21 protein-coding genes, 1 tRNA gene and 2 pseudogenes are annotated in these 21,054 nt (G+C 66.4%); 6 read left to right on the forward strand and 18 right to left on the reverse strand.

Features of this window, described 5'->3' with window-relative positions:
* Positions 1–132: 132 nt before the first annotated feature.
* The 3 genes from meaB (at position 133) to rpmB (ending at position 2,471) form a co-directional block, all read left to right on the forward strand.
* Positions 133–1,128 carry a methylmalonyl Co-A mutase-associated GTPase MeaB gene (gene meaB, locus PE067_RS17490; RefSeq protein ID WP_276190974.1) on the forward strand — a complete coding sequence of 332 codons (996 nt, stop codon included), beginning with the start codon at positions 133–135 and terminating at the stop codon, positions 1,126–1,128.
* 30 nt (positions 1,129–1,158) lie between these two features.
* Positions 1,159–1,806 carry a methylated-DNA--[protein]-cysteine S-methyltransferase gene (locus PE067_RS17495; RefSeq protein ID WP_276190975.1) on the forward strand — a complete coding sequence of 216 codons (648 nt, stop codon included), beginning with the start codon at positions 1,159–1,161 and terminating at the stop codon, positions 1,804–1,806.
* Between the two features lie 389 nt (positions 1,807–2,195).
* On the forward strand, positions 2,196–2,471 hold the full coding sequence (rpmB, locus tag PE067_RS17500) for a 50S ribosomal protein L28 (protein WP_276190977.1): 276 nt from the start codon (positions 2,196–2,198) through the stop codon (positions 2,469–2,471).
* 142 nt (positions 2,472–2,613) lie between these two features.
* Here the strand turns inward: rpmB and PE067_RS17505 are convergent, their stop codons facing one another.
* Genes PE067_RS17505 through PE067_RS21995 form a run of 4 tightly spaced genes read right to left on the reverse strand, consistent with a single transcriptional unit; the run spans position 2,614 to position 5,790 of the window.
* Positions 2,614–3,327 carry a GDSL-type esterase/lipase family protein gene (locus tag PE067_RS17505; protein ID WP_276190978.1) on the reverse strand — a complete coding sequence of 238 codons (714 nt, stop codon included), beginning with the start codon at positions 3,325–3,327 and terminating at the stop codon, positions 2,614–2,616.
* Positions 3,324–4,058 (reverse strand): HAD-IC family P-type ATPase, encoded by a 735-nt coding sequence (locus PE067_RS21985; protein WP_346429723.1) that lies wholly within the window; start codon positions 4,056–4,058, stop codon positions 3,324–3,326. Before PE067_RS21985 ends, PE067_RS17505 begins: the two co-directional genes overlap by 4 nt.
* Entirely contained in the window at positions 4,055–5,023 is a 969-nt protein-coding gene (locus tag PE067_RS21990; protein WP_346429725.1) for an HAD-IC family P-type ATPase, read from the reverse strand. The genes PE067_RS21985 and PE067_RS21990 overlap by 4 nt, the downstream gene beginning before the upstream one ends.
* Positions 4,930–5,790, reverse strand: a complete 861-nt coding sequence (locus tag PE067_RS21995) for a copper ion binding protein (protein WP_346429724.1) — start codon at positions 5,788–5,790, stop codon at positions 4,930–4,932. Before PE067_RS21995 ends, PE067_RS21990 begins: the two co-directional genes overlap by 94 nt.
* 477 nt (positions 5,791–6,267) lie before the next feature.
* Here PE067_RS21995 and PE067_RS17515 point away from each other — a divergent pair, with 477 nt between their 5' ends.
* Positions 6,268–6,849: a L,D-transpeptidase gene (locus PE067_RS17515; RefSeq protein WP_276190979.1), complete on the forward strand. Its 582-nt coding sequence runs from the start codon at positions 6,268–6,270 to the stop codon at positions 6,847–6,849.
* Between the two features lie 61 nt (positions 6,850–6,910).
* Here PE067_RS17515 and PE067_RS17520 read toward each other — a convergent pair whose 3' ends face one another.
* From PE067_RS17520 to PE067_RS17565, 10 genes and pseudogenes are all read right to left on the reverse strand, one after another.
* Positions 6,911–7,708: a purine-nucleoside phosphorylase gene (locus tag PE067_RS17520; protein ID WP_276190980.1), complete on the reverse strand. Its 798-nt coding sequence runs from the start codon at positions 7,706–7,708 to the stop codon at positions 6,911–6,913.
* A complete protein-coding gene (locus PE067_RS17525; protein WP_276190981.1) occupies positions 7,692–8,657 on the reverse strand; it encodes an ABC transporter permease in 966 nt (321 codons plus the stop codon). The genes PE067_RS17520 and PE067_RS17525 overlap by 17 nt, the downstream gene beginning before the upstream one ends.
* A complete protein-coding gene (locus PE067_RS17530) occupies positions 8,657–9,754 on the reverse strand; it encodes an ABC transporter permease (RefSeq protein ID WP_276190982.1) in 1,098 nt (365 codons plus the stop codon). Before PE067_RS17530 ends, PE067_RS17525 begins: the two co-directional genes overlap by 1 nt.
* Positions 9,754–9,900 (reverse strand): hypothetical protein, encoded by a 147-nt coding sequence (locus PE067_RS17535; RefSeq protein WP_276190983.1) that lies wholly within the window; start codon positions 9,898–9,900, stop codon positions 9,754–9,756. The genes PE067_RS17530 and PE067_RS17535 overlap by 1 nt, the downstream gene beginning before the upstream one ends.
* Positions 9,897–11,468 (reverse strand): ABC transporter ATP-binding protein, encoded by a 1,572-nt coding sequence (locus PE067_RS17540; protein WP_276190984.1) that lies wholly within the window; start codon positions 11,466–11,468, stop codon positions 9,897–9,899. Before PE067_RS17540 ends, PE067_RS17535 begins: the two co-directional genes overlap by 4 nt.
* A gap of 29 nt (positions 11,469–11,497) precedes the next feature.
* Positions 11,498–12,488: pseudogene (locus PE067_RS17545) on the reverse strand (BMP family ABC transporter substrate-binding protein).
* 75 nt (positions 12,489–12,563) lie between these two features.
* Positions 12,564–13,013, reverse strand: a complete 450-nt coding sequence (locus tag PE067_RS17550; protein WP_276190985.1) for a GNAT family N-acetyltransferase — start codon at positions 13,011–13,013, stop codon at positions 12,564–12,566.
* Positions 13,010–13,554 (reverse strand): annotated as a pseudogene (gene tsaB, locus PE067_RS17555) (tRNA (adenosine(37)-N6)-threonylcarbamoyltransferase complex dimerization subunit type 1 TsaB). Before tsaB ends, PE067_RS17550 begins: the two are co-directional and overlap by 4 nt.
* A gap of 45 nt (positions 13,555–13,599) precedes the next feature.
* Positions 13,600–14,169, reverse strand: a complete 570-nt coding sequence (locus PE067_RS17560; protein ID WP_276190986.1) for a NifU family protein — start codon at positions 14,167–14,169, stop codon at positions 13,600–13,602.
* Between the two features lie 102 nt (positions 14,170–14,271).
* Positions 14,272–14,733, reverse strand: a complete 462-nt coding sequence (locus PE067_RS17565; protein ID WP_276190987.1) for a universal stress protein — start codon at positions 14,731–14,733, stop codon at positions 14,272–14,274.
* A gap of 264 nt (positions 14,734–14,997) precedes the next feature.
* Here PE067_RS17565 and PE067_RS17570 point away from each other — a divergent pair, with 264 nt between their 5' ends.
* Positions 14,998–15,660, forward strand: a complete 663-nt coding sequence (locus PE067_RS17570) for a sugar transferase (protein WP_276190988.1) — start codon at positions 14,998–15,000, stop codon at positions 15,658–15,660.
* A gap of 50 nt (positions 15,661–15,710) precedes the next feature.
* Here PE067_RS17570 and truA read toward each other — a convergent pair whose 3' ends face one another.
* From truA to PE067_RS17585, 3 genes are all read right to left on the reverse strand, one after another.
* Entirely contained in the window at positions 15,711–16,511 is an 801-nt protein-coding gene (truA, locus tag PE067_RS17575; protein WP_276190989.1) for a tRNA pseudouridine(38-40) synthase TruA, read from the reverse strand.
* 5 nt (positions 16,512–16,516) lie between these two features.
* Complete coding sequence (locus PE067_RS17580; protein ID WP_276190990.1) at positions 16,517–17,494, reverse strand: 5-bromo-4-chloroindolyl phosphate hydrolysis family protein; 978 nt, start codon at positions 17,492–17,494, stop codon at positions 16,517–16,519.
* A 429-nt stretch (positions 17,495–17,923) separates the two neighbouring features.
* Positions 17,924–17,997 (reverse strand) — tRNA-Gly (locus PE067_RS17585).
* Positions 17,998–18,085: 88 nt separating this feature from the next.
* Here PE067_RS17585 and PE067_RS17590 point away from each other — a divergent pair.
* The gene (locus PE067_RS17590; protein WP_276190991.1) at positions 18,086–19,543 is read left to right on the forward strand and encodes a TrkH family potassium uptake protein; all 1,458 of its coding nucleotides are present in this window, start codon (positions 18,086–18,088) and stop codon (positions 19,541–19,543) included.
* Here PE067_RS17590 and PE067_RS17595 read toward each other — a convergent pair.
* Positions 19,467–20,999 (reverse strand): peptidoglycan-binding domain-containing protein, encoded by a 1,533-nt coding sequence (locus PE067_RS17595; protein ID WP_276190992.1) that lies wholly within the window; start codon positions 20,997–20,999, stop codon positions 19,467–19,469. The two genes, PE067_RS17590 and PE067_RS17595, sit on opposite strands and share 77 nt — an antisense overlap.
* Between the last annotated feature and the right edge of the window lie 55 nt (positions 21,000–21,054).

The raw sequence follows: 21,054 nt of genomic DNA on the forward strand, positions 1-21,054 counted from the left end.
GATGTGCCTTTCACAGACCTTGCGCCTTGGGATACGCCCGCCGTTCGTCTGCGACAACTGGTGGATGGTTTACATGTTCGTGTGCGGTCAATATCCACGCATGAACGGGTTGAGGATGCGGGACGTGACGACATGACGGGTTACCTGGACGAATTGACCGAGCCGCTGGTCGCAGGCAACCGCCGGGCGTTGTCCCGCGCGATCACGCTGATCGAAAGCAGCCGCGCCGATCACCGTGACCGCGCCGTGCGTCTGCTGGGCGAACTGCCGCCGCGTCAGGCGCTGCGCATCGGTCTGTCGGGCACGCCGGGCGTCGGCAAATCCACCTTTATCGAGGCGTTCGGCAAGCTGCTGACCGGGCGCGGCCTGAAGGTCGCGGTGCTGGCGGTCGATCCGTCCTCGACCCGCTCGGGCGGGTCGATTCTGGGCGACAAGACCCGGATGGAAACGCTGTCGCGCGACCCCAATGCCTTTATCCGCCCCTCGCCCTCGCAGGCGCAACTGGGCGGCGTCGCCCGCCGCACGCGCGAGGCGATCCGGCTGTGCGAGGCCGCCGGTTTCGACGTCATCCTGATTGAAACCGTGGGCGTCGGCCAGTCGGAAACGCTGGTTGCCGATATGTCCGACCTGTTCATCCTGCTGCTGGCCCCGGCGGGCGGCGACGAATTGCAGGGCGTCAAGCGCGGCATCATGGAAATCGCCGACATCATTCTGGTGAACAAGGCGGATGGCGAATTGCTGTCCACCGCCCGGCGCACGGTGGCCGATTATTCCGGCGCGCTGCGGCTGATGCGCAAGCGCCCGAACGACCCCGAGGGCTTCCCCAAAGCCCTGCCGGTTTCGGCCTATGTCGGCGACGGTCTGGAAAAAGCCTGGGAGAACATGGAATATCTGGCCGAATGGCGGCGCGAGCAGGGGCATTTCGACGGGCGCCGTGCCGAACAGGCGCGCGGGGCCTTTCTGGCGGAGTTGCGCGCCGGGCTGCTGGCGCGGCTGGAGGCGCCGGAGGTTCAGCGCCGGATGCGCGCGGCGGGCGATGCCGTTTCGCGCGGCGAGGTTGCGCCGGAAACCGCAGCAGTGCAGATGCTGGACTGGCTTTCCACATATCCGGCGCAAGATCCGGCGTGACAGGCCCGCATATTGCCCTAAGCTGGCGATATGGATCAAAACGCGAACACCTATCAGCCCTCGCTGTTGGCCGAGCCGCCCTTGCAGATCTGGCCCGACAGCGCGCAGGATTTTCAGGCGGGCTTTGCCGCGCATTTTGGCCATCCGCCGATCGAACCGGGCGGGCAGGCTGAACTGGTCGCGGGCTTTTTGTCCGGCCCGCTTGGCGGCATGGTTGCGGTGACGGATCACGACAGGCTGCATCTGCTGGAATTCGCCGGGCGGCGGGCGCTTCGGACGGAAATGCGCCGTCTGTCCGCCATGGTGCGGGGCCGGATCGGCATTGGCCGGACCGCGGTGACCGACCTGCTGGAGCGCGCGTTATCGGATTATTTCACCGGGAAAAGCGCCGATTTCACCGTGCCGCTGGCGATGCATGGCACGCCCTTTCAGCGGCAGGTCTGGCAGGCGTTGCTGGATATCCCGGCCGGTCGGGTGTGCAGCTATGGTGATATCGCCAGCCGTATCGGGCGCCCGACGGCCACGCGCGCCGTGGCCCGCGCGAACGGGGCGAATCAGATCGCGGTGCTGATTCTCTGCCACCGCGTCATCGGCGCGGACGGGTCGCTGACGGGCTATGGCGGCGGGCTGTGGCGCAAGCAGGAACTGCTGCGGATCGAGGCGTGCTATGGCGGGTAAATTCCGGGCAGTTTCCGCAAGCCGTATCCGGCAAGGGCCGCGCAATATCCGGGATCCGCTGTGACGCGCGGGGGGACTGTCGATCCGGGCATCCATGCCGAGAAACGTCATGAAATCGCCATCCGCACCCGATATTCAGACCAGCGGGATGGGGGCCCTTGCTGGTCTGGGCGTGGCGCGGATATGGTGCCGCCCGTTCCCATGGTGCAGCGGGCAGGTCGTTTCACGGGCGAAACCGGCGTTGGATCGGTGTGACATACCCGAAAAGGCTTGACGCGCACGGCGGAAATCCGTATTTCCCCGCAGACGGAATTCCGGGCGCTGCCTCGCGGCGCCCTTTCATATTGCGGGCCGCCGCCCGTGCAGAATCGAAACGAAGGAACACGAACATGTCGCGCGTTTGCGAACTGACCGGCAAAGGCCCGATGACCGGGAACAATGTCAGCCACGCCAATAACAAGACCCGCCGCCGCTTTCTGCCGAACCTGAACGAGGTTTCGCTGGCGTCGGAAAAGCTGGGCCGTAGCTATTCACTGCGGATTTCGGCTGCGGCGCTGCGCTCGGTCGATCACCGTGGCGGTCTGGATGCCTATCTGGCCAAAGCCAAGGACGCCGAACTGTCGGACCGCGCGCTGAAAATCAAGCGCGAGCTGTCGAAAGCCTGATTCGCCGCAGCCGTTCCCGCGCCGCCTGCGGCGCGGAGATTGGTTGGCTGGTGACGTGATGGATGACCCCGCTGGTTCAGCGGGGTTTTGCCATATCTGCGGGCTGGTTGCGGGCCGGGGATTGGATATCGTGGCTTGGATATCAGGGGTTGGACCCCGCCTGCGCGATCCGGGCCAGCAGTTCGGCCGTTTTCGGGCCAAGATCGCTTTCGACGACCAGCCGCACGCCCTCGGGCGACAGATGGGTGTGATCCTTTTGCAGGAAACGCGGCCATTCGGATTCGGGGAATTGCCACAACGGGCCATAAAGGTCGGGCAGCAGCAGCACCTGATGGCGTTCGGCCAGACGCGCCCACATGGCGATGACATCTTCGCGCGCGGCCTGCATGGCGCGCTGCGGCGGGACGATGCCGACCAGCAGGACCGGGCGGTTGCCGCGTTTGGCGCGGATGATGATCGAATCGAGGTTCTTTTCGGTATCGCTCAGCGCCAGCCCGGCCAGAAAATCATTGCCGCCCAGTTCGACGATCACCGCATCCGCGCCGTGGCGCAGCGCCCAGTGGATGCGCACGCGCCCGCCGAATGTGGTGTCGCCGGACAGGCCCTGATTCACCATGACGGCGGGCAGGTCGCGCGTGTCGAGCCAGCCTTGCAGTTGCGCGACCAGCGCCTGTTCGGGGTCGAGGCCGTAGCCTTCGGTCAGGCTGTCGCCAAAGACGACGATGCGGGGCGCGGCGGGGGGGGGAACCGTCGCGCCCGCCATCGAGGCGAGCGCGACGGTGGCTGCGCCGGCCAGAAATGCACGGCGGGTTGTTGTGGCAGGGGTTTTCCGGGCGCGCAGCCGGTTTTGCGTCATCCTGCGGTCCTTAGGCGAAGGGCGTTGGTCACGACAAAGACCGAGGACAGGGCCATGGCCCCCGCGCCCAGCATCGGCGAGAGTTGCGGCCCGCCAAAGGGCACCAGCGCCCCCATGGCGACCGGGATCAGCGCGACGTTGTAGCCAAAGGCCCAGAACAGGTTCTGGCGGATGTTGCGCATCACCGCCCGGCTCAGCCGGATCGCGCGGGTCACGCCCGAAGGATCGCCGCCGACCAGCACGACCTCGGCCGATTCGATGGCGATATCGGTGCCGGTGCCGATGGCGATGCCGGTTTCGGCGGCGGCCAGCGCGAGGGCGTCGTTGATGCCGTCGCCGACAAAGACCGTGCCCGCCCCGAAGTCGCGGATTGCGGCCAGTTTGCCCTGCGGCAGCACGCCGCCCTGAATGTGGTCGATGCCGATCCGGCGCCCGACCGCATCCGCCGTGGCCTGCGTATCGCCTGAAATCATTGCGGTTTTCAGGCCCATCCGGTGCAGGTCGGCGACGGTTTGGATGGCCTCGGGGCGGATCGGGTCGGCAAGGGCGAAGGTGGCGACATGGCGCCCGTCAACCGCCAGATGCACCGGGGTTGCCCCGGTTGCAGCCAGTTCTGCGGCGCGTTGCAGCAGGTCGGGGTTGGCGGCGATGCCGGATTCAGTCAGCGCGGTCGGGTTGCCGATCAGCACCGCCCGGCCCTGCACCTGCGCGGTCAGCCCGCGCCCGGTCACGCTTTGCACATCCTGCGCGGGTGGGATTTCGACGCCTTCCGCCTTGGCGGCGGCGATGATCGGGGGGCAAGGGGGTGTTCCGATCGCGCCTCGGCCGCGGCGGTCAGGGCCAGCGCCGTGGCGCGGTCGATGCCTGCGGTTTCGATGGCGACCAGCGCGGGCGCGCCTCGGGTCAGGGTGCCGGTCTTGTCAAAGGCGACGATGCGGGCATCGGCCAGACGCTGCAGCGCCTCGCCCCGCCGGAACAGCACGCCAAGCTGCGCGCCGCGCCCGGTGCCGACCATGATCGACACCGGCACGGCCAGCCCCATCGCGCAGGGGCAGGCGATGATCAGCACGGAAATCGCCGCAACCAGCGCCTGGCTGAGCGCGGGAGCGGGCGCAAGGATCATCCACAGCACAAAGGTCAGCACGGCCAGCCCCATCACCGCAGGCACGAAGACCGAGGTGATGCGGTCCACCAGCGCCTGAACGGGCAGCTTGGCGGCCTGCGCATCCTCGACCATGCGGATGATGCGCGACAGCGCGGTATCGGCGCCGGTCGCGGTGACGCGGAAGGACAGGGCCGCCGTGCCGTTGACGGTGCCGCCGGTCACGGGGTCGCCGGGGGCCTTTTCGGCGGGCAGGGGTTCGCCGGTCAGCATGGATTCGTCGATGGCGCCGCGCCCTTCGGTGATGATGCCGTCAACCGCGACACGTTCGCCGGGGACAAGGCGGATGATGTCGCCGGGGCGCAGATCGGCGACGGGGATGGTTTCCACCCCGTCCGCGCGTTCGACCGTGGCGGTATCGAGGGCCAGTTCGACCAGCTTGCGGATGGCGGCCCCGGCCTCGCCCTTGGCGCGGGCCTCCAGCCAGCGGCCCAGCAGGATCAGGGTGACGATGACGGCCGCCGCCTCGAAATAGACATGGACGGCATCGGCGGGCAGCAGGCCGGGGGCGAATGTCGCGACGGTCGAATACAGAAACGCCGCCCCGCGCCAAGCGCGACAAGGCTGTTCATTTCCGGCGCGCCGCGCAGCAGGGCGGGGATGCCGAGGCTGAAAAACACCCGCCCCGGCCAGACCAGAACCGCGCCGGTCAGCAGGAATTGCAGGATCCACAGCGGCTGCTGGCCAAAGCGCATGTGCTGCCAGTGGTGGAATGCCGGGATCAGGTGGCCGCCCATTTCCATGATGAAGACGGGCAGGGTCAGCACCAGCGCGATCAGGAAATTGCGCCGGATCTGCGTCGCGGTGCCGCCGTGGTCATGGCCCGCATGATGGGCCTGTTCACGGCAGATCGCCGCAGGATAGCCCTTGGCCGTGACCAGATCGGCCAGAGCTTGCGGCGCGATGCCCGCCTGATGGTGGATCGTCGCGCTGGCCGTCGCCAGATTGACGATGGCGCTGTCGACGCCGGGCAGGGCGGTCAGCGCCTTTTCGACGCGACCGACGCAGGATGCGCAGGTCATGCCCTGCACCTCCAGCCGGGTTTCCAGCGGTTGGGCGGGATAGCCCGCCCGGGCCACCGCCTCGGCCGCGCGGGCCAGCGCGTCAGGGCCGTCGACCTGCAGCGTCGCGCGGCTGGTCGCGAGGTTGACAGAGGCGTTGCTGACGCCCTGAACCGCGTTCAGCGCCTTTTCGGCGCGACCGGCGCAGGATGCGCAGCTCATCCCGGTCAGGGTCAGGTCGACCTGCTGGCCGGAACGGCCGTCAAGGGGTTCAGTTTTGTGTTGCGAATGGTCCTTCATGGCCATGTCCTTGTCCGAGTTGCGTTTTCAGCGAGCCGGAAAAGACGGCCGGAGGGGCCTGTGGGCGGCATGGCTTGGCCCTTGGGGCCTGCGTCACGATCAGGATCTGGTCAAGGCGGGCCTGCGGTATGGGGCGGGCGGCATTGCTCAGCACCGGCTGACGCGCGCCCGAAACTCTGGCCCTGATATGACAACGGCAGCCGCGTCCGCCGCAGGCGCGGCACAGATGCGCAGGCAGGCCGCGCGCCATCCGCACCCGGCGACAGCAGGGGGGCTGCCGGTCGGTTCGGGCTTTCGCCGCGCAGGGCCGTGAAAGGGCGCAATGCGTCATCGGATTTAACCTTTTCAGCCTTAAAGCTAGTGTCCGGGCGGTCACGTTTCAACATGACGGGCGCAGCGTCACGGCGCTTTGAGTTGAATCACGCCAGACTTGGCGGTATCCGGCGGGAAAGACCACAAGAAAGAGCAGGACAGGACATGAACCGTCGACAGTTGCTTCTGATTGCCGCGCCCGTGCTGGCCGCGCCGAGCATGGTTCTTGCGCAACAGGGGCTGCCCGCCGCCCCGCAGGCAGCCGCCGCGCGCACGCGCGACCCCTATCAGCCGACCGAAGTCGCGATCCGCAGCGATTTTGAAACCGGCAGCATCGTGGTCGTCAGCAAGGACTATTTCCTTTACCACGTCACCGCGCCGGGCCGCGCGACGCGCTATGGCGTTGCCGTGGGCAAGGCCGAACTGGTCTGGCGTGGCCGCGCCACGGTGGGCCGCAAGCAGGAATGGCCCAGCTGGACGCCGACGCCCGCGATGATCAAGCGCAACCCCGCGCAATATGAACGCTATGCCGATGGCATGCCGGGCGGCCCGAACAACCCTCTGGGCGCGCGGGCGCTGTATCTGTATGATGCGAACGGCAATGACACCTCGATCCGCATCCACGGCACGACCGAGCCGGGTTCCATCGGGCGCTCGGTGTCGAACGGCTGTATCCGCATGCGCAACGAGGCCGTGATGGATCTGTTCGAGCGGGTCCCGCTTGGCACGCCGGTCTACGTTTACTGAGACCTGACGCATTCAACCGGCGGCTTTGCGTGATGCGGGGCCGCCGGTTTTCATTGGACGGTTACCCGCGCAGGAACCGGCGCAGGACCTGTTCCAGCTTGGCCGCGCCAAGCGGCGCCATGGCCTTGGTATGTTCATGGCTGATCGCTTCATCCGACAGCCCCGCGCCCATATTGGTGATGACCGAAATCGCGGCGCAGCGCAGGCCCAGAAAGCGCGACAGGATGATTTCGGGCACCGTGGACATGCCGACCGCATCGGCGCCCAGCACCTTTGCCGCGCGGATTTCGGCGGGGGTTTCAAGCGACGGGCCGGAAAACCAGAAATAGACGCCCTGCGCCAAATCGACCGCCTCGGCCCGCGCCGCGTCCAGCAGGCGCTGGCGCAGGCCCGCATCATGGGCGTCGGTCATGGGGACGAAACGGGCCTCGGACGGTTCGCCGATCAGGGGGTTCAGCCCGCCCATCGCGATATGGTCGCTGAGCAGCATCAGCGAGCCGGGCGGCAGATCGGCGCGCAGGGACCCCGCCGCATTGGTCAGGATTAACTGTCGGCAACCAAGCGCGGCCAGAACCTCCAGCGGCAGGCGCATGGCATCGGCGCGGCCCGATTCATAGTAATGCGCCCGGCCGCCAAAGACGGCGACGCGGCGGCCCTCCAACTCTCCGATCACCAGTTGCGGCACATGGCCGGACACGCCCGCATGGGGAAAGCCCGGCAGGTCGGAATAGGGGATCGCCGTGCCCTGCACCTGCGACGACAGATGGCCCAGACCGGACCCCAGAATCAGCCCGTATTCGGGCGGTTGCCCGCCTGCGCGGTCGCGGATCAGGCGGGCAAGCTCATCGCTCTTTGACATAGGGTTCGCCTCCGGCGCGGGGGGGGATCGCGCGGCCGACAAAGCCCGCAAGAATGATCACCGTCAGGATATAGGGCAGGGCGTTCATGAACATCGACGGCACCGTGATCGGGCCGATGTCGATATTCGGGAAGCGGTTGGCAATCGCCTCCATCAGCCCGAAGAGGAAGGTCGCGAACAGCGCATGCGCGGGGCGCCACTTGGCAAAGATCAGCGCGGCCAGCGCGATATAGCCGCGCCCGGCGGTCATGTCGCGCACGAAACCCGCCGCCAGCGCGGTGGACAGATAGGCCCCCGCCAGCCCGCACAGGATGCCGCAGATGATCACCGCCTGATAGCGCAGCCGCGTCACCGACACCCCTGCCGTATCGACCGAGGCGGGGTTTTCCCCCACCGCCCGCAGCCGCAGGCCAAAGCGCGTGCGAAACAGCACCCACCATGTCAGCGGCACGCAGGCCAGCGCCAGATAGACAAGCACGGTATGGCCGGAAATCAGTTCCGCATAGATCGGCCCCAGCACGGGCACATCGCGCAGGGTTTCGGCAAAGGGCAGGGTGACCGGGCCGAACCGCGCCTCTCCGCCCAGTGACGGGGTGCGGCCGCCCAACTGGAACAGGCGCTGGCCCAGCAGGACTGTCAGCCCGGCGGCCAGAAAGTTCACGGCCACCCCGGAAATCAACTGGTTGCCGCGAAAGGTGATCGAGGCCAGCCCATGCAGCAATGCCAGCGCAACGGATGCGCCGATCCCCGCCACCAGCCCCAGCCAGACATTGCCGGTGACGGCGGCAACGGCGGCGGCGGCGAAGCCCGCCATCAGCATCTTGCCCTCCAGCCCGATGTCGAAAATCCCCGCGCGTTCAGAATAAAGCCCGGCAAGGCAGGCGAACAGCAAGGGCGTCATCAGCCGCAGGGCGCCGTCCAGAACCTGCAGGACGATCGCGAAATCCATCACCTGGCCCCCCGCCTGCGCCGCGCCAGAAACAGCCGCTCCAGCGGCATGCGGACCATGTTGTCCAGCGCGCCGGTGAACAGGATGACCAGCGCCTGAATGACGGTGATCAATTCGCGCGGGATGGATGTCCACAGCGCCAGTTCGCCCCCGCCCTGATACAGGAACCCGAACAAAAGCGCGGCCAGCAAGACGCCCGCCGGGTGGTTGCGCCCCATCAGCGCGACCGCGATGCCGATAAAGCCCGCGCCCTCGACCGAATTCATCAGCAGCCGTTCCGCCTCGCCCATGACGTTGTTGATCGCCATCAGCCCGGCCAGCGCGCCGGAAATCATCATGGCGGTGATGATGATGCGGGTGGGCGAAATCCCCGCATACAGCGCCGCCGGTTCGGATTTGCCAAAGGCGCGGATTTCATAGCCAAGGCGGGTGTGCCAGATCAGCATCCAGACCAGAAGGCAGGCGATCAGGGCCACGATCAGCGTCACATTCGCGGGGGTGTGCTGGCCCCAGCTGACCCCGAAACCCGCCATGATGTCGCTGATCGAGGGCAGATGCGTTTCGGCGGGAAAGCGCGGCGTGGACGGGTCCATGCTGCCCACCGGGCGCAGGACATTGACCAGCAGATAGTTCAGCAGCGCGGCGGCGATGAAGTTGAACATGATCGTCGTGATGACGATATGGCTGCCGCGTCTGGCCTGCAAAACCGCCGGGATCAGCGCCCAGAGCGCGCCGAACAGCGCCGCCCCGATCATCGCGGCGGGCAGCGCCAGCCACCAGCCGGGCCAGGGCAGCGACAGGCAGACCAGCGCCACGCCAAGCCCGCCAAGCGACGCCTGCCCTTCGCCGCCGATATTGAACAGCCCGGCGTGATAGGCGACGGCGACGGCCAGCCCGGTAAAGATGAAATTCGTGGTGTAATACAGCGTGAAACCCCAGCCATAGCTGGAGCCGAGCGCGCCGGTCACCATGACCTTCAGTGCCTCCCACGGGTTTTCACCGATGGCGAGGATGACCAGCCCGGAAATCGCAAAGGCCAGCAGCAGCGAAATTAGCGGCGTCAGGATCAGATCGGCCCATTTCGGCATTGTTTCCATCAGCCCTGTCCATTGCCCATGCGCAAACGCTGCGCCTCATTCCGGTGCCGTTCCTCGCCCTGCGAGACCATCTGCGCGACGGGCACGCATCCTGACAGGATGGCCGCGCTGGTCAGGGTCCCGATGATCCGGAAGGAATGCGTCACGCGCCCGTCCCTTTTGTCATTGGCGCCCCGCCCGGCGAAACCCCTGCCATCAGGCAGCCCAGATCAGAGGCGCTGGTGTCGGGCGGGTGGTCCTGTCCCATGATGCGCCCGTCGAACATCACCGCGATCCGGTCGGACAGCGCGCGGATTTCGTCCAGCTCGACCGAGATCAGCAGGATCGCCTTGCCCTGATCGCGCAGCGCGACGATCTGCCGGTGGATGAATTCGATCGCGCCGATATCGACGCCGCGCGTCGGCTGGCCGATCAGCAGCAGGTCGGGGTTGCGTTCGATTTCGCGCGCCACGACGATTTTCTGCTGGTTCCCCCCGGAAAAGTTCCGCGCCGCCAGTTCGGGGTTCGGCGGGCGGACGTCGAAACGCGCCATCCTGGATTCCGTATCGGCGCGGATCGCGGCATTGTCCATCAGCGGCCCCTTTTGCCATTCGGGCGCGTCGTGATAGCCGAAAACCGCGTTTTCCCAGGCTGCGAAATCCATGATCAGACCTTCGGTCTGCCGGTCCTCGGGGACATGGCCGATGCCCAGCTTGCGGCGCGTGCGGCCATTCGCGCCATAGCCATGCAGGGGGATCGCCTTGCCGTTGATCGCGATCTCGCCCATCAGGGTGGCGCCGGGTTCGCCAAACCCGCCAATGATTTCAAGAAGCTGCGTCTGGCCATTGCCGCTGACCCCGGCGATGCCGACGATTTCGCCGCGCCGGACCGTCAGGTCGATGTCGCGCAGCCTTTCGACGCCGTCGCGGTCGATCATGCGCAATCGGGTGATGTCCAGCACCGGGGCGCCGGGTTGGGCAGGGGCCTTTTCGACGTTCAGCAAGACCTTGCGACCGACCATCATCTCGGCCAGCTGTTCGGGGCTGGTGTCGGCGGTGCGCACCGTTCCCACGATCTCGCCGCGCCGGATGACCGAGACGTTATCGGTCGAATCCACGATCTCGCGCAGCTTGTGGGTGATCAGGATGATGGTCTTGCCCTGGTCGCGCAACCCGCGAAGGATGCGGAACAGATGGTCGGCTTCGGCTGGGGTCAGCACCCCGGTCGGCTCGTCCAGGATCAGGATATTCGCGTTGCGATACAGCGCCTTGAGGATTTCGACCCGCTGCTGATGGCCGACGGAAAGCTCTTCGATCAGGGCGTCGGGATCGACGTCCAGCCCGTATTCATCGGCCAGCCGCCGCAACTCCTTGCGGGCGCGCGACAGCGAGGGGCGCAGCAGCCCGCCGTCTTCGGCCCCGAGGATCACGTTTTCCAGCACGGTGAAATTCCGCACCAGCTTGAAATGCTGGAACACCATGCCGATGCCCGCGCGGATCGCGGTCTGGCTGTCGGAAATCGCGATGGGCGTGCCGTCGATCAGGATTTCACCCGCATCGGGGCGGTAAAAGCCATAAAGGATCGACATCAGCGTCGATTTCCCGGCCCCGTTTTCGCCGATGATGCCATGGATCGTCCCGCGCGGGACCGCCATCGAGATATCGCGATCTGCCTGAACGGGGCCGAAAGCCTTTGAAATTCCACGCAACTCGATGGCTGGGGGCGTCTGCGGCACCCCGGCACCCCCTGCCGCCCCGGTTGGCATTACTGAACCGGGCAGGTGTTGTCGGTCATGTAATCGTGAACCTCGATCTCTCCGGCAGAGATGCCCGCATTCGCGGCGTCGATTGCGGCCTTCATGTCTGCGGTGATCAGGGCTTCGTTGTTTTCATCCATCGAAACGCTGACGCCGCCTGCGGCCAGATCCATGACGCGCGTGCCCGCGTCGATGTCGACGCCGCCGGTAAAGGCTTCGTAAACGGCATTGTCCACGCCCTTTTCCATCGAGGTCAGGACCTTGCCCGGATGCAGCGCGTTCTGGTTGCCTGTCCACGCCGATGGACAGGATGCCTTCGTCGGCCGCGGCCTGCAGCACGCCGATGCCGGTGCCGCCCGCCGCCGCATAGATCACATCCGCGCCCGAGGATTTCTGCGCCCGCGTCAACTCCCCCCCCTTGACCGGGTCGTTCCATGCGGCGGGGGTGGTGCCGGTGTAGTTCACGATCACCCGGGCATCGGGGCGGGTTGCCTTGACGCCCTGGACATAGCCGCATTCGAATTTGTGGATCAGCGGGATATCCATGCCGCCGATAAAGCCGACGGTCCCGGTCTGCGACGCCATCGCGGCCATCACGCCCGCGACATAGCTGCCCTGTTCTTCGGTGAAAACAACGGATTGGACGTTCGGCGCCTCGACCACGGTGTCGATGATGACGAATTTCGTTTCGGGATAATCGCCTGCCAGCTTGGTCAGCACCTCGCCAAAGGCGAAGCCGGTCATCACGATCGGATTGGCGCCGGTTTCGGCCAGCCTGCGCAGCGCCTGTTCGCGCTGCGCCTCGGACTGCATTTCCAGTTCCTTGTAGCTGCCGCCGGTTTCGGCCTTCCAGCGTTCGGCCCCGCGATAGGCCGCCTCGTTGAATGATTTGTCGAATTTTCCCCCGAGGTCAAAGATCAGTGCCGGATCGGCAAATGCCATCATGGGCGCGGCGATCAGCGCGGCGGTGCCGGCCAGCATGGATTTCGTCAGGGACATTGCAAGCCTCATTCATCTGCGCGGATCATTCCGCAAATCTCTCCTCTGGAATTTGGGCGCACAGGTTGCGGGGCGTCAACCGATTTCGTGGGACGCGGTAAAGCGATGGTGCAGGATCAGCGCATCGACCCCCGGCGCGTAATAGTTCCGGCGCAGGCCCGCCCGCTGCCAGCCCTGCGAAAGATACAGCGCCAGCGCGGCGGGATTGTCGGATGCGACCTCCAGAAACCCCTCAGCCGCGCCCATTGCTGCGGCTTTTGCCTGAAATTCATGCAAAAGCTGGCGGCCGCGACCTTGGCGCCGGGCCTCGGGGGCGACGGCAAGGGTCAGCAGTTCCGCCTCGTCCGCGATGACCCGTCCGATCAGGAACCCCGCCGGGCGGGTCAGCAGAAAGCTGCCGCGCCTGTCCGTCAGCGCGGCGATTTCGCCCGCCGACCATGCGCGGGGATGGGCGGGAAAGCACCGGGCATGGATCTGCGCCAGATCCTTCGGCGCGGGGGCCCTTGGTGATGGGGTAGGGGTCACGGCAGCATGACCGGGCCACGGTCGCGCGCCGGCGCGGCATCGGCCGGGCGCAGATAGATCGGCGCGGGGCGGGGCTGGGGCGTGTCGCGGCGTGCGAGCGCCAGCCGCGCGATGCCTTCGGCAATCGGCATGACGGGGGTCGAGATGATCGGGCCGGGGGGCAGTTCCCTGCGCAGGCACATGGCCGGAAGGGGGGGGGCCGGAAGGGTGGGGGCGTCGCCGAAATCCTGCCAGATCACCTCATCCCCGCGGGCGGGGATCACGATGCGGCAGGGGCGGGGCAGGCCAAGCGCCAGCGCCTCGGTCGCGCCGATGCCGATGGCGGGAATGCCAAGCGACAGCGACAGGCCGCGTGCGGCGGCGACGGCGATGCGGATGCCGGTGAAATTGCCGGGGCCGGTGCCCGTGCCGATCACCGACAGGTCGGACCAGGTGCAGCCTCGTCGGCCAGCACCCGTTCCAGCATCGGAAACAGATGTTCGGCCTGACCCCGCGCCATATCGACATGGGCCGAGGCCAGCAGGCGGTCGCCGGATATCAAGCAGGCCGCGCAATGCGCGGCCGATGTGTCGAATCCGCGGACAGGTCAGGCAACCGGGCGAACCTCGGTCACTTCGGGGATATAATGGCGCAGCAGGTTTTCGATGCCCATCTTCAGCGTCAGCGTGGACGAGGGGCAGCCCGCGCAGGCGCCCTGCATGTGCAGATAGACGATGCCGCGATCAAAGCCGTGAAAGGTGATGTCGCCGCCATCCTGCGCCACGGCGGGACGGACGCGGGTGTCCAGCAGTTCCTTGATCTGGTCGACGATTTCAGGATCCGGCCCGTCATGGCTGACATGGCCGGTATGACCGCCGGCGGTATCGGCGCCGCCCTGCATGACCGGGGCGCCCGACTGGAAATGTTCCATGATCGCGCCCAGGATCGAGGGCTTGAGATGATCCCATGCCACCTCGTCCGATTTCGTCACGGTGACGAAATCCGACCCCAGAAAGACGCCGGTCACGCCCGGAACGTCAAAGATGCGGCGGGCAAGCGGGCTGGGCGCCGATGCCTCGGCCGAGGGGAAATCGGCGGTGCCCTGACCCAGGACGGTTTCGCCGGGCAGGAATTTCAGCGTCGCCGGGTTCGGCGTGGTTTCGGTCTGAATGAACATCGGGTGCTCCTTTGGCGCAGATATGGGGATCGGGGGTGCCGCAAGTCAAGTCAGGTCCGGATCAAAAGCGGGCCGCGTCAGGGGATCGCGTCGCGAGGCGGGTCAGCCGCGTGTCACCTGTTCCAGCCTTTCGCGCGACAGATCGCCCGGAACGATGGTCACCGGGCAGGTCATGTTGGGCATTTCGCGCAAGAGCCGCGTCACCAGCGGGCCCGGCCCCGAACTGTCCGAGGCCGCCGCCAGCACCACGACGCCGATATCGGGATCGGCAGCGACCTGCGCCAGCAATTCGGTGCCGGGGTCGCCTTCGCGGATAATCAGTTCGGGTTCGACGCCGGGGCGGTCGCGCATCCATTTCGCGAAAACCTCGAAATGGGCCTCGATCCGGTCCTGCGCCTCGGCGCGCATGACATCGGCGACGCCCATGCCATGCTGGATCTCTCCTGCGGGAATCACCGCCAGCACCTGCACCCCGCCATTGGTCCGCGCGGCCCGCAGCGCGGCAAAGCGGATGGCGTTGATACATTCCCGCGTGTCGTCCAGCACGACCAGAAGTTTACGCATTGTTCACCTTTTGCAGAGCCGTGCTGCGCAAAGACTGGCCGAAAGGCAACGGTCCCGCAAGCGACGGCGCCGATTTTAATTGATGCGGTTTGCAATTCAACCAAGCTATGTTACGGCAAAAAAGTCAGTAGGTCAGACCAAAGAATATCGAGCTATATCGTGACCATTCACCACGACTGGGACAGGACAGACGGCCATAAACTCGTGTCGGCCGGACCGCTCGGGCTGGCGTGGCTGTTACGGGGGCGGTCATCCTCCAATGGCATGACGGTCCGCAAAAGGGCCTCTGACATCACCTTTGCCCTGCTTTTGCTGATTCCCCTGTCCGTCGTCATGCTGATCGTCGCCGCGGTTCTGCTGCTGACGCAGGGGCGCCCGCTGTTCTATGTCGCGCCACGGATGCGGGCGCCGGGACAGCCGTTCAACCTGCTGAAATTCCGCACCATGCTGCGCGATGAGGGCGATTCCGGCGCGACCGGGGCGCACAAGAACTGGCAGATCACCCGTGTCGGCCGCGTGTTGCGCCGCACCCGCATCGATGAACTGCCGCAGCTGTTCAACATCCTGCGCGGCGACATGAGCTTTGTCGGCCCCCGCCCGCCGTTGCGCGAATATGTCGAACGCTTCCCCAAGCAATATTCCGCGGTTCTGGTCAATCGGCCGGGCGTCACCGGCCTTGCCACGATGATCTATCACGCGCATGAAGACCGGATCATGGCATCGTGCCAGACCGCCGAGGCGACCGAGGCCGCCTATTACCGCCGCTGCCTGCCGACCAAGCTGCGGCTGGATCTGATCTATCAGCGCCGCAACAACCTGCGCGTCGATCTGTGGATCATCATGAATACGGTGATGACGGTGATCCTGCCGAACTGGCAGGGCCGTCGCCCCTGCCGCCGCCGCAACGGGGAACGCGGCGAAGGCTGATCGCCCGCGCATCTGCCCTGTAACATCCTGAAGCCGCCGCCTCTTGGTTGCTAGTCGCGCCAGACCTGTGCCCCGTCCCCGAACGGGTCCGCCGGATAGCCGACGCCCGTCAGATACAGCCCCTGCGACGGGCAGACCGGCCCGCAGGCCGCGCGGTCACATGCCGCCAGCGCCGTCGCCACGCGATCGGGCTGCCATGCCCCCGCGCCGACCCGTTCCAATGTGCCGACGATCGAGCGCACCTGATTGTGCAGAAAGGACCGCGCCCGCAGGTAAAAGCGGTATTCGCGGCCCGTCTCCAGCGGGATTTCGCGGATCGTGATGTCATCCAGCGACTTTACCGGGCTGGCCGCCTGACACATGGTCGAACGAAAGGTGGTGAAGTCATGCCGCCCGATCAGATGCGCCGCGCCTGCGCGCATGGCCTCGCTGTCCAGCGGCTGCTGGACCTGCCAGACCCGGCCGCGCTCATGCACGACAGGCGCGCGGCGGGCGATCAGGCGAAAGGCATAGCGCCGCTCGATGGCGGAAAAACGGGCGTGGAAATCGTCCGGCACGGCGGCGGCGGCGGTGATCGCGATGGGGGCGGGCTTCAGGTGCCAGTTCAGGGCCTGCGCCAGCTTGAACGGGTCCCATGCGCGGACCAGATCGGCATGGGCGACCTGACCCGTCGCGTGGACGCCCGCATCGGTGCGCCCGGCGGCGGCGATCCGCGCACCTGCCGCAAAGCCGGGATCCAGCCGGGCAAGCGCCCGTTCCAGCGCGCCCTGAACGCTTGGGTGTTCGGCCTGCGCCTGCCAGCCGGCAAAGGGCACGCCGTCATATTCGACCTGCAAGGCGTAGCGTGGCATGGCGTTCAGTCGCGCCTGTCGCGGGTCTTGCTGCCTTCGGGCAGGATCAGGTTTTCCGGCACGGGCCGGTTCAGGTAGGTCATCGTGTCGTCGGTGCGGATGCCTTCGCGGGCCAGACGTTCGGACAGCACCTGCATTTCGATATCCAGATTGGTGCGGCTGCCCTCGATCAGCTGACGGGTGCGGGCGGCGAAATTGGTTTCCAGATCGGCCAGCAGCGCCTCGTAATCGGCGCGGGCGCGTTCGTCACGGGTCTGGGCATAGAGATCGGCGAATTTCACCGTCGCGTCCCGCGCGCCCATCAGATAGACGCCCAGATAGCGGCGCGCGGCAGCCAGATCGCCGGGGTCCTCCTCGACCCGGGCGAACAGTTCGCGGGCGGTGGCAGAGAACAGGTGGACGCGGGCCTCCAGCCGACGGTCGCCGGTGCGCAGAATGGCGTCGCGCATGGCGCGCAGGTAATCCTCGCCCTCGGCGACGATGCGGGCGACGCGATCCTGTTGAAAGCTGTCGATGCCTTCCATCCCCTTGTCGCGCATGGGGTCGGTGCCAAAGGTCAGCCATTGCAGGATCGAGCCGACGACGCCGATGATTCCCGCGCCCGCCATCGCCGCCGTGCCGGGTTCATAGGACCCGACGGCCAGCCCCAGCCCGGTCAGCACGCCCCCGAACAGCTTGCGCGGAAAGGCCGGGCGGCGGGCGACGCGGCGGGCGTTATAGGCGGCTTCGGCGCGCAGGCCCTCGCGCGTCATCCACATGCCGGATGCCAGAATGCCAAAGCCCGCAAGGCTGGTCGCCATGATCAGCGGGTCCTGAAAAAACGCCGAAACCAGCAGCGGCGTCGCGGCGATGGTGACCCATCGCGTCCGCGATTCCTGCGGGTGGCGGATGTCGCCCGGAATGGCGCGGGCGGGCAGGTCGCTGCCGCGCGGCTGGTCGCGCTGCGTGTCGGGCGAATAGCGTCCGGTATAGCGTTTGGCCATGTGCTTGCCCCCCTTATGCCGCGCCCAGCAGCGACGCATAAAGCGTCAGGCCGATCAAAAGATAAAAGGACAGGCGCGACTTTGCTTTTGGGGACATGGGGTTCCTTTCCGCCACTGTTCGGCAAGCACAACCCATGTAGGGCAGAACCCGGCGTTCAGGAATAGCCGGGCGTGCGAAAAGCGGGCGCGCAGGGCCGGGATCAACGAAATCTCAATCTTTTGGTGCTGTGATCGGGCAAGGGCGCTGCAAGGGAAAGGGGCATATGGCCGGGTGAAAGGCTTCGGTGTGGCACATATGCTGCGCAGGGGGCGCGAAGGGGGCTGTGCATCCCTGCCGGTTCGCGACCGGGTTCGTCGACGCGATCAAGGCAGGAATATCGCGCTGGCCGATCAGAATCGGAGCAAGGAAAACGGTCATACAGGAGGGTTTGGAGCGGGTGATGGGAATCGAACCCACGTATTCAGCTTGGAAGGCTGCTGCTCTACCATTGAGCTACACCCGCGCCCTGACAGGTCTATACGGCGGGGCGGGGCATGGTGCAAGCATGAGCTTTGCTTGACGCCAGAACCGGGGCGCGGCAAGCAGATCGCATGATCGATATCCGCCCGGTGGCCAATACAATCGGAAAACTGGTCGTCACCCTGGGGGTGGCGATGAGCTTGCCGATGCTGGTCGATCTGTGGCGGGGCGACCGGAACTGGACCGCCTTTCTGGAATCGGGTGCGCTTTGCGCCATTCTGGGCAGCATTCTGGTGCTGGCGACGCGGACGGCCGACCAGTCGCTGAAGATCCAGCAGGCGTTCCTGCTGACCACGGGCCTGTGGCTGGTGCTGCCGCTGGTGGGCGCGCTGCCCTTTATGCTGGGTGCCCCCTATGCGGGCTTTTCGGATGCCTATTTCGAAGCGATGTCGGGCATGACCACGACCGGCACGACCGCCTTTCCCAAGCTGGACGGCCTGCCGCAGGGCACGCATCTGTGGCGGGCGATCCTGCAATGGACGGGCGGGTTGGGGATCATCGTGGTCGCGATGATCTTCCTGCCGGTGATGAAGGTCGGGGGCATGCAGTTCTTTCGCTCTGAAGGCTTTGACACGCTTGGGAAAATCCTGCCCCGCGCCTTTGATATCGCGACCGAGACCACGCTGGTTTACGTCTTTATCACCTGCCTGTGCTTCATCACCTTCATCCTGCTGGGGATGAGCGGGTTCGACGCGCTGTTTCACGCGCTGACCGCCTGTTCGACGGGCGGTTTTTCGAATTATGACGCGGGTTTCGCGACATGGCCCGGCGCGCCGCAGATCGCGGCGGCCTTTTTCATGATCGTGGCGGCGCTGCCGTTCATTCGCATGGTGCAGCTGTTTCGCGGCAACGGCGCCCCGATCTGGCGCGATGTGCAGGTCCGCGCCTATCTGCGCTGGCTGTTCTACATCGTGTCGCTGATCGTGATCTATCGTCTGGTCATTCAGGCCCCCGGCACCGGCGCCAACCCGTTCCAGATCATAGGCGACACGGTTTTCAACGTGGTTTCAACCGCGTCCGGCACGGGTTTCGCCGCCGGAGACGTGACGATCTGGGGACATTTCCCCTTTGCCCTGCTGATCATCATCGGGCTGGTCGGGGGCTGCACGGGATCGACCGCCTGTGCAATCAAGGTGTTCCGCTTTCTGGTGCTGTTCCGGGCCATTCGCGCGCAGGCGCGCAGGATGCATTCGCCGCACCGCGTCTTTCCCCTGACGCTCGAAGGGCGTCCGCTGGACCGCGACGTGGTCAGTTCGGTCATGGCGTTTTTCACGCTGTTCATCCTGACCTTTGGCCTGCTGATCGTCGGGCTGTCGCTGACCGGGCTGCACCCGCGCACCGCCCTGACCGGGGCATGGACGGCGATTGCCAATGTCGGCCCGGTCTGGGGCCCCGAGGTCAGCCGAAACGGGGCGGTCGATCAGTTTCCGACCGCCGCGAAATGGCTGATGATCATCGGGATGTTTCTTGGCCGGTTGGAGCTTCTGTCGGTGCTTGTCCTGCTTCTGCCGCGCTTCTGGCGTCAGTAGCGGGCACCAGCAGGGCGGTGTTTTCCGCAGGCGCAAAGCGCGTCAGCCCGTCCGAGATTTCGGCCAGGATCCGGGGCTGGTTTTCTGCATCGGCGACCGGCCAGATCAGCACGAATCCCTGCACCGTATCGTCGACGACGCGGGTTTCGGCATAGCCGATATGGGTGTCGTTGCGGCCTTTCAGGATCGCCTGCCCGCGCGTGATGCTGCGCTCGGGCGAGGGCACCCAGCCAAGCGCGGTGACCAGCCCGGTCAGGTCCAGCATTTCCTGTTGCCCGCCCGGCTGGCTGATCAGGATCAGCGCGGCGCCGGAATTGTCCTTTGGGCCATAGATCGACAGCGCGCGTTCGGTGCGGTCGAATTGCAGCGCCTGCATCGGCGCGGGCAGCGACAGGCCGGTATAGTCGTCGCGCAGGTCGACCAGCCCGACCTCGGACCGCCAGGCCTCGCGGCGGCGGATCAGTTCGTGCATCGCGGTATCGGCATCGGGCGAGGCGCGCAGGGCCACGACCTCGCTGGCGATGGCGGCGCGGGTCATCGGGCCGTCCTTGCCGTCGATCGCGCCGTCATAATGCCCGGCCCAACGCAGGGCGCGCTGGATATCTTCCAGCGCCGGGGCGGTCTGGCCTTCGGCGGCAGGGGTGTCGGCAGGCGGGGCCGCGCCTTCGACGGCGACCTGCCCCATATCGGCGCCCGGCGCGACAAAGGCATCGCGCGGCACGGCATTGGCGGCGCGGAAAGCGGCCAGCCAGCGGGTCGCCAGATCCTGCTCCATCGGGCCGACGGCAACGGCATAGCGGCCGTTTTCCAACTGCCACAGGCTGGCATCGGGCAGGGTTTCGCGCCGCGCGTTCAGCAGTTCCTGCGCGCGGGCCAGATCGCTATCCGATTCGATGCGGATGAAAAAGCCGGTGGGAACGGGGGCGGGTTCCGGTTCGGCGACGGTTTCGCCGACTGCGTCGGGGACGACCTCGGGGGCCGCTTCGGTTGTGTCAGGTTCTGTGGTGCCGGATTCGGTGGTGCCAGATTCAGTGGTGCCGGTCTCGGTCGCCGCGTCACCCGGTTGCGCCCCGCCCGCCAGCGCATCGGCATCGAACAGCGAGGGCGAGCCGCCCTCTGCCGCCTCTGCCACGGGCGCGGCAGCGACGGGTGTCATCTGCTGGTTGCCCGCCGGGGCGATAAAGCTGTCATCCGGGATCCTGCGCTGCGATTTCAGGTCGTCCAGCAGGGGCGCGGCGTCTTCGCGGGGCAGGGGGCCAAGCGCGATGGCGACCCAATCGCCGTTCAGCGGAAAGGTCACGACATTCGGGAATTGCGCCCCCCAGTTCGCGGCGGTTTCCTGCGCGGCTTCGGCACCGCGTTTCGCCTCGATCCGGATGACGACATCCTCGGCCGCGGCCGCAGTTGCCAATACGACGGGCAGGGCTGCCCCGATGATCCTTGCAAAGCTGCGCATCCACTCGTCCCTCTGATTGACCCTGCGCCGCCCTCTGCCTAGAAGGCGACAGAAA

Source organism: Paracoccus sp. DMF-8, from assembly GCF_029309835.1.
Classification (GTDB): domain Bacteria; phylum Pseudomonadota; class Alphaproteobacteria; order Rhodobacterales; family Rhodobacteraceae; genus Paracoccus.

Excerpts from the sequence above, each read along its gene's own strand:
- PE067_RS17505 (WP_276190978.1), bottom strand. The coding sequence starts at position 3,327 with ATGACGCAAAACCGGCTGCGCGCCCGGAAAACCCCTGCCACAACAACC.
- PE067_RS17565 (WP_276190987.1), bottom strand. The coding sequence starts at position 14,733 with ATGCGTAAACTTCTGGTCGTGCTGGACGACACGCGGGAATGTATCAAC.
- rpmB (WP_276190977.1), top strand. The coding sequence starts at position 2,196 with ATGTCGCGCGTTTGCGAACTGACCGGCAAAGGCCCGATGACCGGGAAC.
- PE067_RS21995 (WP_346429724.1), bottom strand. The coding sequence starts at position 5,790 with ATGAAGGACCATTCGCAACACAAAACTGAACCCCTTGACGGCCGTTCC.
- PE067_RS17570 (WP_276190988.1), top strand. The coding sequence starts at position 14,998 with ATGACGGTCCGCAAAAGGGCCTCTGACATCACCTTTGCCCTGCTTTTG.
- PE067_RS17595 (WP_276190992.1), bottom strand. The coding sequence starts at position 20,999 with ATGCGCAGCTTTGCAAGGATCATCGGGGCAGCCCTGCCCGTCGTATTG.
- PE067_RS17560 (WP_276190986.1), bottom strand. The coding sequence starts at position 14,169 with ATGTTCATTCAGACCGAAACCACGCCGAACCCGGCGACGCTGAAATTC.
- PE067_RS17515 (WP_276190979.1), top strand. The coding sequence starts at position 6,268 with ATGAACCGTCGACAGTTGCTTCTGATTGCCGCGCCCGTGCTGGCCGCG.
- PE067_RS17530 (WP_276190982.1), bottom strand. The coding sequence starts at position 9,754 with ATGGAAACAATGCCGAAATGGGCCGATCTGATCCTGACGCCGCTAATT.
- PE067_RS17520 (WP_276190980.1), bottom strand. The coding sequence starts at position 7,708 with ATGTCAAAGAGCGATGAGCTTGCCCGCCTGATCCGCGACCGCGCAGGC.
- PE067_RS17495 (WP_276190975.1), top strand. The coding sequence starts at position 1,159 with ATGGATCAAAACGCGAACACCTATCAGCCCTCGCTGTTGGCCGAGCCG.
- PE067_RS17525 (WP_276190981.1), bottom strand. The coding sequence starts at position 8,657 with ATGGATTTCGCGATCGTCCTGCAGGTTCTGGACGGCGCCCTGCGGCTG.
- truA (WP_276190989.1), bottom strand. The coding sequence starts at position 16,511 with ATGCCACGCTACGCCTTGCAGGTCGAATATGACGGCGTGCCCTTTGCC.
- PE067_RS17590 (WP_276190991.1), top strand. The coding sequence starts at position 18,086 with ATGATCGATATCCGCCCGGTGGCCAATACAATCGGAAAACTGGTCGTC.
- PE067_RS17580 (WP_276190990.1), bottom strand. The coding sequence starts at position 17,494 with ATGGCCAAACGCTATACCGGACGCTATTCGCCCGACACGCAGCGCGAC.
- meaB (WP_276190974.1), top strand. The coding sequence starts at position 133 with ATGACGGGTTACCTGGACGAATTGACCGAGCCGCTGGTCGCAGGCAAC.